General features: G+C 47.9%; 3 protein-coding genes. 2 read left to right on the top strand and 1 reads right to left on the bottom strand.

All coding sequences use genetic code 11. The annotated features are described in order from the left end of the window. On the top strand, positions 1-974 hold a 974-nt coding region (locus Q0688_RS14275; RefSeq protein ID WP_299077980.1), incomplete at its 5' end, for a transporter substrate-binding protein. A 78-nt stretch (positions 975-1,052) separates the two neighbouring features. Further along, complete coding sequence (locus tag Q0688_RS14270; RefSeq protein WP_299077978.1) at positions 1,053-2,393, top strand: HlyD family type I secretion periplasmic adaptor subunit; 1,341 nt, start codon at positions 1,053-1,055, stop codon at positions 2,391-2,393. 96 nt (positions 2,394-2,489) lie between these two features. Here the strand turns inward: Q0688_RS14270 and Q0688_RS14265 are convergent, their stop codons facing one another. Beyond that, positions 2,490-12,449: a VCBS domain-containing protein gene (locus tag Q0688_RS14265; RefSeq protein WP_299077982.1), complete on the bottom strand. Its 9,960-nt coding sequence runs from the start codon at positions 12,447-12,449 to the stop codon at positions 2,490-2,492. Positions 12,450-12,463: the final 14 nt, after the last annotated feature.

Genomic DNA, 12,463 nt, shown 5'->3' with positions numbered 1-12,463 from the left:
AATCCGTTCTGCCGGTGGTAGAAGAACTGAACGGCCTGCTGTTCTACCCGGTTCAGTACGAAGGCGAGGAATCGTCTGAAAACGTGTTCTACACCGGTGCGGCCCCCAACCAGCAGGCGATTCCTGCGGTGGATTACCTGATGAACGATCTGGGTGTTGAGCGCTGGGTTCTGGCGGGCACGGATTACGTTTACCCGCGCACCACCAACAAGATTCTGGAAACCTACCTGAAAGACAAAGGTGTGGCCGCCGGCGACATCATGATCAACTACACGCCTTTCGGCCACTCTGACTGGCAGACCATCGTGTCTGACATCAAGAAGTTCGGCAGCGCCGGCAAGAAGACTGCCGTGGTTTCCACCATCAACGGCGACGCCAACGTGCCCTTCTACCGTGTACCGGGCAACCAGGGCATTTCCGCCACCGACATTCCCGTGGTTGCGTTCTCCGTGGGTGAACAGGAACTCTCCGGCATCGACACCGCTCCGCTGGTTGGCCACCTGGCTGCCTGGAACTACTTCATGAGCGTGGATAACGACGCCAACTACGACTTCATCGACGCCGGGGTTGCCTACAAGGGCGACGATGCCGCCGTCACCAACGACCCGATGGAAGCCCATTACATCGGTTTCAACATGTACGTTGAAGCGGTGAAGAAAGCCGGCACTACCGACGTGGATGAAGTGAAAGACGCCATCATCGGTGTGAGCGTACCGAACCTCACCGGCGGATACGCCACCATGATGCCGAACCATCACATCACCAAGCCGGTGCTGATTGGCGAGATCCAGGACAACGGCCAGTTCTCCGTGGTCTGGGAAACCCCGTCTACCGTGGCTGGCGATGCCTGGTCTGACTTCCTGCCAGGTTCCAAGGACCTGATCAGTGACTGGCGAGCGCCTCTGCGCTGCGGCAACTTCAACGTGGTCACCGGCAAGTGCGGTGGTGGCTCGGCTGACGTGGCCTCCAACTAAGCTCCAACCGGGCACAGCCGGGCAGGCCTGAGCCTGCCCGGCACCGCTCCCGAATTCCCAAGCCAACAGGAATGAATCATGAGCATTCACCGATTGCTCGCCAGGATGGTATTGGCTGTCTGTCTGGCCCTAGGGGCCACACTGGCGAATGCCCAGGCGCAGACGAATGCGCCCGAAGCGCTGCTGAAACGGCTCGTAGAAGCCGGGCAAGCTGAAAAAACCGACTTACTCAAAGCCCTCTCCGAAACCGGCGATGAACGCGCCCGGGGCTGGCTGGAAGCCGTTCGCGACGGCAAACTCGCGATGATTGAAGACACCGGTGCCCTGGTGATCGTGGTTAACAACCGGGGCCGTAACTGGCAGATCGCCGACGCCCTGACCGGCGAAGACCTGGGTGAAATGTCGCGCCGGGATCTGCAAAGCCTGCGGGTGAACAACGCCCTGCGGGCCGACATCGAGGGCATCCTCTCGGTGATCGACCTGACCGTGGCCGACGCTGGTCAACGCCTGGCGGCCGCCCGCAACCTGCTGGGTGAGGTAAATGAAGCCCTGGCAACCCAGTTGCAGGCCCGCTTGCAGGTAGAAGGCAACGAGCGGGTGCGGGACATGCTCACTCATGCCCTGGCCATTTACCAGGTGGAGCAGGGCGATATTGAGGCGGCAGCCACTTTGTCGGGCAGCCTGAACCCGACCGTCCGTGCCGCCCTGAATAATGCCGTCAACAGCGATAACCCCGCGCTGGCGGCGGCGGCCGAAAAGGCCCTGGCCAGCATTGAGCAGAAAATTGAAGAAGCTCGTGGCAAGAAGTCTGTATTGATTAGACAAGCTGACAGTAATGATCAAAAAATCATTCAGCTTCTGGCGGAGGCGAAAGCTAAAGTGAGCGATGATCGTTCTAAAGCTGTCTCTGACTTGTCAGCCCTGAACGCCAGAGTACGTTCAAGCCAAGCGAAATTGACGAACACCATGTTAGTGTCGCCGCTACAAGGTTTGGTGCAAAGCCTGCCAAGTACACAGAACGGAGGTGTTATTCAGCCGGGTGGGACAGTGGTTGAAATTGTTCCTGTTGGTGGGAAAGCCGACTTTAAAGCCCGTTTGTCGCCAAGAGATATTGGTTTTGTGAGTGTAGGGCAGCCGACTCGTATCAAGATTGATGCGTTTGATTACAGCCGCTTTGGGGCGCTAAAAGGGGCGGTTGAGAGTATTTCACCGACCACAAGTCAAAGCGAACGTGGCGAGATCTATTATGAGGTAGTCGTCTCGGTGGATGTTCCTTATTTCCGTGATAATCCTGAGAGCTTTTCTATCTTGCCAGGTATGACGGGCGAGGTAGATATTACCACTGGTGAGAAATCAGTATTCCAGTATTTATGGAAACCGATCTACACCAATGTGAGTGTCGCATTTGGTGAAAGGTAATCGTTGTAAAGAGTCGTTGAGAGTCAACGAATAACAACAGCAAATAATAAAAAGGGAGCACATCATGTGCTCCCTTCTGTTTAGTCTCGTTATCGGTTAACTATTTGGATCTATGTCCGGTAACCCATCGATATCGTTGTGGTGATGCTCATCATCTTGGTTATGGTTGACGCTCGTATCATGGTGTTCAAGCGCGTCTGACATATCTAAGTGCGCTTGGTCATGTGCTGTTGCACCTTGTTGGTCGACTTGTGCAAGTACGATGTCCATATCTGCAGGTTGATCGTGAACCGTTGTCGATGTAGTGCCAGGCTTAATACCTAGAGCATCCAGATAAGCGGCTGCACCATGGTGGCTGGTTTTCTCATCTGGTTCTTGATGGGTCTGCTGGGTTAAATCTAGATTACTATCATCGCTTAGTGTGACCGTAAAGTCGGCTTGCGAAGCCATGTCTGGTTCGTCATGTTGAACAGGAGGCGGTGGCGGTGGGGCAGGATGTGATGTATGGACGACAGGAGTGATCGTCATATCAACCACCTCGGTTCCAATTGTCAGCTTACCACTACCTCCTGGACCATGGCTGAGTATCTGGATGTTCACGTGGGCGATTACTTCATCTTGATTTGTCCCTTGCAGTGCCACTTCAAATTTATCCTCATGTTGGCCGACGCCCGAAGCGCTACCATGCGGCCCGGTGTGAACCTGAGCTTGCTCTTGGTAATGTAAGTGGCCGGTTTGAGGATCAATGGTTAATGTTCCATATTGCCCATGGTGGCTGGTGACATACTGTCCATTGGGTAAATGGATTCGCCAACCGCTTTGTGTTGTTGGTACCGGAGTTAAAGATGGTAACAGTGGTGGTACCCCAAGCGTGCCAGACACTTGGTGGCTTCCCGATGGTGGTCTGACAATGATCGGTTCAGGAATAGCGCTTGCAGCAAAACCTTGGCTACCTGCGGTATTACCGTGTTCGTCAGTCATTGTTGCTTGTACATTAGAGCCGGGATGAACTTCAATTTGTATTCCATGCTGAAGAGTGTGAGCATCTAATACATGATCTTGTCCGTTAACGACAAGATGCTCACCGATTTTGGCGTCACCAGGAGGCGTAACGGTTGCTGTAATCGTGTTTGCCTGTCCTCGGGCGATTTCAGCTTTGCTGTATAAGTTGTCTGCCCCTGCGTTTTCAAAGGTAATCGTAGGAACGCTAACCTGTGTATCAACTTGGTAAGTAACATCTGCAGTGGCATGAGCGCTATTACCTGCGGTATCTGTTACCGCTATTGATGCCTCTATTTTTTGGTCAGCATCGGTAATGAGTTCACTGCCAGGTACAGCAATTGAATAGTGCCCATGTGAACCGACAACGCCAGTATGTTTTGTGCCATTTACATTTAAAGTCACAATGTCGCCTGCATTATAATCGCCAGAAACGGATCCGGTGATGTCAATGGAGCTGTTGGATTCTTGAGCATTAATCACATTGTCGGCGGTAATTGGGTCTGTTTGAATACCGACGTGTACTTGTGTATCTATATGGACGGAAAGAAGCGAAGATGTAGCCGGTAGCACTGACGAAGGAGCCAATGCTTTGGCGGATAGATTATGATCGCCCTCCGATAAGCTGCTTACGGCAACACTATATTGGCCAGAGGCATCAGATACCGAGTGTCCAACGGGTGTGGAACCATCGTAAATCGTGACTTTCGAGAATGGAATATCAGTGTGTCCGGTAATCGTTGGGGTAGTGTCGTTGGTCAGGTTGTCAGTTTGCGATGAACCTGAATCGCTTGTTGACGCGAGATCCAGAGTAACGGTGTTCGTTGGCGCGACGTTAGTGCCTGAAGGCAAGGTTGGTTGCGTCGCAGTTACCACAGGTTGGTGCGGAACAGTCGTCGAGGTGACTAAGCTACCCGTTGGTGACATGGTGACATGTCCCGAGGCATCAAAGGTGATGAATTTCGAATCTTCAGTATGGCCGTCACTGACTTTTACTTCGAATACATCGACACCATGATAGGAGTTGGTGGCAGAGTTATAACTCATTCCTGTGATAGACGTATTTGGTGTGTAGATGTAGTCACCAGTGTTTGGATCTACCGACAATGAACCGAATTGCCCTGTTGAACTGACAATAGAGAAGGTATGAGTGTCATTAACGTCTACATCTGTCTCTGTTAATGTACCTGCTGTTGATGATGTTTGGTTAACGCCGAGAATCGGTGCGTCATTGGTGCCGGTAATGGTAACCACGATATCATGGTGCGTGCCATCTGCAGATTGAACCGTGATGGTTTCAGTGTCTGTCTGACCTTCGCCAAGCTGTTGAACTATAGGATGGTTGTTGTCAAGGTCGTAAGTCCAGTGACCATTTACATCGATATGAGCGTGCCCATAGCCTTTGCTTCCGGCTATTCCAGCTCCACCCTGTACCGCGGTAAACCCTGCTGTTCCATCAGGATCACTCGCCGTCAACGTACCTGAAGCTTGAAGTGTTATGTCTTCTTTTGCCACTCCTGTGGAGTCTCCACTGAATGTTGCAGGGTCAGCGACACTCGCTATATTAATGAGTATTGACCCTTCTTTTGAATCAAGATGACCATCGTTTGCGGTAAATTGCACCGCCCCTAATCCGCTGACACCAGAACTAAAGTAGTTGTGAGTTGGGGTGAAGATGAGTGATGAAACGTCGGAGGCGCTGATGTCATCACCAACATTCACTGTGGTGCCATTCAGCGATAACACGCCATGGGCGACATTGGTAATCGTGATGTGGTTTAACGCATCTCCATCAATATCAGAATATTTAAAGTCTGCGGTGGTGAACGCATGAGGCTTATCTTCTAAAGAACTAATAAAACTCGATCCAACGATAGGTGCATCATTGACTGCATTGACATCCACTACCATCGTTGCGTTTGCCGAATCTTGATGGCCATCATTCGCAGTAAATGTAAATTGCGCATAGTTGGCGCCGTTTTCATTATTGATCGGCGTGAAAGTTAAATGGCCTGCGTCTAAGTCAGCCTTGCTGATTTGCTGGTTGGCGGTTACGGCGTTACCGTTTAAAAGTAATAATCCATGACTCGGTAAGCTGCTAATAGTCACGAACTGTAGTGCATCGCCATCTTGATCACTGTAACCAAATTCACTGGTGGTAAAGGTTCTGGTGATGTCTTCATTTGTAGAAACAGTTTGCCCTGTCACCGTTGGCGCATGTTGTAGAGGAGGGGTGACTTCAATAGAGAGAGAGTTTTGAGAAGAGTCTCCTATTGGGTTACCCCCGTCATCACCGACACGATAAACCATACTTGGCACTTTACCTGTAAAGCCAGCTTCCGGGGTGAAGGTATAATGACCATTCGCTTCGATCGCGAGTGTACCGATACCGGCCATAGTATGTGGTTGCCCAGGCCTTACCGCGACATAACCTGACACGGGGTCCTTTATTTGAATATCTTGCAACACCAGATGTGCGTTGGAATCGGTGTCTGTTGCTGCACCACTCAATCCTTGATCCGTCCCAGAGCCAGTAAGTAGATTCCCTTCAACTGGACCACTATGTTGAACACCAGAATCACTGAGGCTGTGTAGAGTAGGAGCGTCAGTAGTCCCGTTAATAGTGACGGTAATTGAATGCTTGGTACCGTCTTTTGATGTGACTTCAATGCTATCTGTGAGTGTTTGTCCATTGTCTAAGTCTTGAATCGGCGTACTCTTGTTGTCTGCTTTATAAACCCATGTCCCAGTACTAGTGATGTCGAAATGACCATAGGTTCCATCCAGAGATATTTTCGGTTGCCCCTTAAGATCTAATGCAGCTTCGCCATGACCATCAGCGTCAGAAACAATCAGGTGCCCATGGCAAGAAAGGGCATCTGGAATAGTTGCTGACCCCGTGATATGCGCGTTGTGGTGAATGTTTGTATCTTCTTTTATGCTGCTGGAGTCACCGGCAAATGTGGCGGCATCATTAACAGCAGCAAGAGACGTGTTTGCTCCTGTATGAGTCGTTCCGCCATGCGCATCTGTGACGTCATAGCTAAAATGAACTTGGCCGTTATAGTCTTTGGTTGGAGTTAAAGTGTATGTGCCGTCTTTGTTATCGACAACAGACCCGTGATCGACTAACAGATTCGCAATGGAAAGCTTACCTGCGTCATTGGCATCCACGTCGACAGTATTGGATAATAAATCAGCTTTGGTGAAAGTAAGAGCTGTGTCTTCTGTTCCTGTGGCAAGTGTTACTTCAGAACTGATATAAGGTCTATCATTATCGCCGTGAATGGTAATGACTATGTCGTGACTTGTACCATCTTTAGAATAAATGGTAATCGTATCTGTTAATTCTTGCCCATCGCCTAATTGATCGATCTTTGTGGCTACGTTTTGTTGGTTACTACCAACGGTAACCTTATAATGCCAATTACCATCGGCATTTAGTATTAATTGACCATAAGTGCCATGGTAGGAGTAGCCTATGCCTTTTGTATCAAATTGTGCTTCGCCAGCGTCTGGGTCAATAATCTCTAACTTGCCATCAGTATATAAAGGGTCATTGGTTAATTTAGCCATCCCAAGCTGTGCGTAGTTTGGTGACCGATCATGATAGGTACCATGCCCTTCATCGACATCGCCAGTTGTCGTTCCAGTGATTACTGCTGTGTCACCTACCGCATCAATATGAAGAGTGTTAGTAGCCTCTTGTGAGTCATCATGCCCATCGTTAACAGTATATTTAAACTGAACATCGCCATTAAAATCTTGCGCAGGAACGAACTGAAGTTTACTGATGTCAGCTGTAGGGATGTGTTGCCCCGCTGTAACATCGTGTCCATCAAGCACAAATTTACCTTGTGTTGCTGGTGGTAGATCTGTGATTGCAACTGAATGTAGCGTATCGCCACTATCAACATCCGTAAATCCAAACTGACTCGCTTGCATTTGATAATGCGTGTCTTCAGTGCCGTTACTTAGCGCAACTTGGGTAACGGTTGGCGCATCATTGGTGCCTACAACGTCTATGTGCAACTCGTATGCCGTTCCATCATAACTATGAACACGGTAGATAACGGTTTCAGTTTGCCCTTGAGCAAGGTGTTGCAAATTGGCATTATTAACGCTGTACCCCCAATTGCCCATGCTATCAATACGTAACATGCCACCAAACGGATCGTGAACTGCTGATTCACCAAACTGGCTGTATTGGAATTTATTCTCCCCGCTATCTGGATCCACAACTTGTAGTCTTCCATTCGCGAGCTCAGTTGTAACCCCTGCATTGTGGCTGCTGTGTGAACCATCTTCAGTGACGTGGTCAGTTGTCACTTCTGAAATGATGGCGCCGTCTGGGGTAGCGGTGAGTGTGGTAGACGCCCCTGTATGAGTCGTTCCGCCATGCGCATCTGTCACATCATAGCTAAAATGAATCTGACCGTTATAGTCTTTGGTTGGGGTAAAAGTGTATGTTCCGTCTTGATTATCTAGAATAGAACCATGATCAGCGTGAAGATTCGTAACGGTGAGTTTGCCTAGGTCGTTGCTATCCACGTCTATAGTGTTTGCTAAGAGTTCGGTGGCCGTGATGGTTTGCGCGAGGTCTTCTTTACCGCTGTTGAGCTGCACTTCTGAAGAGCAGTATGGACGGTCGTTGTCGCCATGAATGGTGATAACAATATCATGAGTAGTACCGTCTTTACTTTGTATCGTTATCGTATCAGTGAGTGTCTCATTTGCACCAAGTTGATCAATCGTCGATCCTACATTTGTTGTTAATCCACCATTTACATCAGCAGTGCCGGTCGCAACACCATAAAACCATTTACCATCTGTATTAAGAATCAAATGGCCATATTTTCCATGATAGGTATAACCAATACCTTTAGAATCAAAACTATTCTCGCCGGTATCTGGATCGATGATTGTTAGTTGCCCCTCAACATGAATCATACTATTAGTTAAATGCGCCATACCTGACTGGGCAAAGTCTGGCGACATATCAGGGTTTCTGTTTTCATAAACATCGCCAGTATCCACACCTGATATAACGGCTTTATCTCCCACCGCATCAATATGAAGTGTGTTGGTAGCCTCTGCAGAGTCGGTATGCCCATCGTTAACAGTATATTTAAACTGAACATCGCCATTAAAATCTTGCGCAGGAACGAACTGAAGCTTACTGATGTCAGCTGTAGGGATGTGTTGTCCCGTTGTAACATCGTGTCCATCAAGCACAAACTTACCTTGTGTTGCTGATGGTAGATCTGTGATTGCTATGGAATGTAACGTATCGCCTGTGTCGATATCACTGAATCCAAACTGACTGGCTTGTATTTGGTAGTGTGTATCTTCAGTGCCATGTGCCAGTGTCGTCGCAGTGATGGTTGGCTTATCATTGGTGCCTGTCACCGTTATTGTTATATCGTGGGCAGTGTGGTCTGCAGAGTAAACACGATATACAACTTTTTCTACTTCACCTTCAGCTAATGATTGCAAGCGACTATTGGCTACTTCATATCCCCAAGCGCCACTTGGTGTAATGCGTAAAAAACCACCAAAGGGATCGTGAATCGCCTGTTCTCCTAATAACAGATTGACCTGAAAATGGTCTTGCCCTGCATCAGGATCTGTCACACTCAGCAAACCCGATACAACGACAGGCTGTAATGAACTGTGACCCACATTATGATCTTCAATAATCGTTCCGGTATCACTACCGCTTATAACCGCTTTATCAGCAACTGCACTTAAACTGCTGGTAGCTCCAGTATGAGTGACACCGCCATGTGCATCTTTGACATCATAGGTGAAATGAACTTTACCGTTATAGTCTTTTTCTGGTGTGAAAGTGTATGTACCATTTTGGTTATCTAAAATCGAGCCGTGATCTGGATGAAGGTTTGCTACTGTAAGCAGTCCAGAGTCATTTTTATCGACATCTATTGAATTTTGTAACAGTTGTGCAGCTGTAATGGTTTGTCTCGTATCTTCAGTACCTGCGTTGAGTTGTACTTCTGAAGAGCAATAAGGCCTGTCGTTACTACCATTGATAGTGATGACTATATTATGTGGTGTTCCATCTTTTGTGTGAACGGTGATAGTGTCTGTGAGTGTTTCACCCTCACCTAATTTATCGATAGCGGAGCCTCTGGTCGTGGGCCTTCCACCAATCTGAGTGAGGCTTCCTGCATCGGCATAGTAATTCCAATCTCCATTTGGATTTAATATTAAGTCACCATATGTACCGTGATAATTATACCCCACATTATTATCAGCAAAGCCAGACTGACCAGAGTCAGGATCAACCACAGATAAATGTCCATTAGCGTTGAGTGTACTAACTCGAAGTGTCGCCATACCTGGTTGAGCATGATCTGGCGACATATTATCTCCAGCCGCTTTCTCAGTGACACTTGCAGTATCTACTCCACCGACCACAGCGTTATCGTTAGTCCCATTCACCGTAATGGTTATTTGATGTGGCGTGCCATCTGCTGAGTTGACAGTAATAATATCCGTGGTCGTTGCGCCCTGCGCTAACGCTTGAACTTGTGGATTGGTGTTATCTAAATCGTACGTCCAAGCGCCATTATCCGTTAGATGTAATGTTCCTAAGGTCCCTTGTATATCAGTATTCGCAAAGTGTGCTTCACCGGTGTCGACATCCGTGACTGTCAGTGTACCAGAGGTTTGAAGTTGAGATTCTTCTGTTACTGCGCCAGTATTAGATCCGCCAATCACGGCTTTATCATTAGTGCCATTGATGGTTACCACGACATCATGCGTTGTACCGTCTTTCGAAGTCACTTTAATTGTATCTGTTAACTGCTCACCTTCGCCTAAGGATTGAATCGCTGTTTGAGAATTATCGGCAGAGTAACTCCAGCTCCCATCTTGACTGATCTCCAATTTACCATAATGACCTTGTAGGGCCGTTTTGTTAAATCCATGGGATATAAAACTACCTTCACCTGTATCTATATCGACAATATCTAACTTACCTGTCGCAGTCAGTTCATTACTCTGAGGATTAACGCTCACATCTTCTTTTAATGCCCCCGTATCGACACCACTAATGACCGGCGTATCATTCGTGCCCGTCACCGTAATCACTAAATCTTTAGTATCTGTTGCACCTGCAGAATCGGTCACGGTAACAGGGATAGTGAACGTGCTTATCTCACCTGCTTTAAGGTGTTGGAAGCTTGCATCTGTTGGGTCTAGGTTGTAGCTACCATTTGCATTGAGTGTAAATCCACCCTGTGTTGATGTGGTTGTGAAGGTTGCAGTATCACCCGTATCAATATCCGTTGAGGTGAGTTGACCTGTGACTACTGCACCATCTTCAGTGGCGCTCACTGGCACAATCGGATTAATAACAGGCGCATCGTTTGCCGGTGTTACATCAACATTGATAGTTTGACTGGTTGTCGTATGCCCATCAGTCACTGAAAGAACAACTGTAGCAGAACCATTGTAATTAGCATCAGGCGTAAACACGATTTCACCTTGCGCATTCAGCGAGGCACTACCGTGTGTCGCTGACACACTCGGGGTCAACGTATCCGTCGTATCAATATCCGTTGCATGGAAGGTAATGGTTTTACTGCCATCCTCGGTTACCGTTTGCGTCGCAACAGGGGTGATAACAGGTGCATCATTGGTACCATTGATGGTTACCAAAATAGTTTTCTGTGTGCCATCAACCGAGGTTATTGTTGTCGACTCTGTTAAAGTTTCACCAACACCTAAAGCCTGAACAGCCGCTTGTTTTGAATCTGCGGAAAATAGCCAAATGCCACTTGGTATAAGTGTAAATGAGCCGATCCCGTGGTCGCCAACAATGCCAGATTGCATCGGAAATGTAGCTTCATTCGTATCTACATCGGTAATGAATAGCTTGCCTTGTGTAAGCATGTAGTTTGGGTGAACATTCAACTGATTTGTTAAATCTTGATCTTCGGTAACTGCTCCCGTATTTGTACCAGTAATAACAGCCTTGTCATTAGTTCCATTAACGGCAATGGTCACTTGGTGAGTTGTACCATCTGCTGAAGTAACTGTAATGGTATCGGTTGTTGCAGCGCCTTTACCTAGGGCTTGCACCGTTGGGTTTGTGTTATCTAAATCGTAAGTCCACTGCCCAGCATCGGTTAAATGCAATGTCCCAAGTGAGCCTTTAATATCAGTATTTGAGAAGTGTGCTTCACCGGTATCGGTATCTGTAATAGTCAGCGAGCCTGAGGTTTGTAACTGCGTTTCTTCGGTCACTGCGCCTGCAGAAGTCCCACCAATTACAGCCGTATCATTAGTCCCATTCACCGTAATGGTAATTTGATGCGGCGTACCATCTGCTGAGTTGACAGTAATAGTATCAGTCGCTGTCGCGCCTTTACCTAAGGTTTGAACTTGTGGATTCGTATTATCTAAATCGTAAGTCCAAGTGCCGGTATCAGTTAAATGTAAAGTGCCTAATGTGCCTGCAATATCAATGTTGGAGAAGTGTGCTTCACCAGTATCTACGTCAGTGACAGTCAGTGTACCTGACGTCTGAAGTTGAGATTCTTCAGTCACTGCACCAGAGTTTGTCCCGCCAATGATGGCCTTGTCGTTAGTGCCATTAACCGTAATAGTAATTTGATGTGGTGTGCCGTCAGCAGAATGAACAGTAATGGTATCGGTAGCGGTTGTTCCTTTACCTAACGCTTGAACGGTTGGGTTGGTGTTATCTAAGTCGTAAGTCCATGTCCCCGAATTAGTGAGGTGTAAGGTGCCTAAAGTCCCAGCAATATCGGTATTGGAGAAGTGTGCTTGACCGGCATCAACATCAGTCACAGTCAGTGAGCCAGAGGTTTGAAGTTGAGATTCTTCGGTGACCGCGCCGGCACTTGTTCCGCTTATCACGGCTTTGTCATTAGTGCCGTTAATCGTCACTTTGATGGTGGACGGTGTGCCATCAACAGAATTTACGGTAAAGGTTTCTTCGACTTTATCGCCGACGTTTAATTGATTAAACGCGCTGTTGGCGGTGAAGACCCAATGACCATTGGCATCAATAGTCAGGTTACCGT

This window comes from uncultured Paraglaciecola sp. (assembly GCF_937123705.1).
Lineage (GTDB): Bacteria > Pseudomonadota > Gammaproteobacteria > Enterobacterales > Alteromonadaceae > Paraglaciecola.
The sequence above is the reverse complement of the archived record's forward strand: the minus strand, read 5'-3'. Positions and strand labels throughout refer to the sequence as shown.

Bases quoted from the DNA above. Each gene is read 5' to 3' on its own strand.
- Q0688_RS14270 (WP_299077978.1), top strand. From the start codon at position 1,053: ATGAGCATTCACCGATTGCTCGCCAGGATGGTATTGGCTGTCTGTCTG.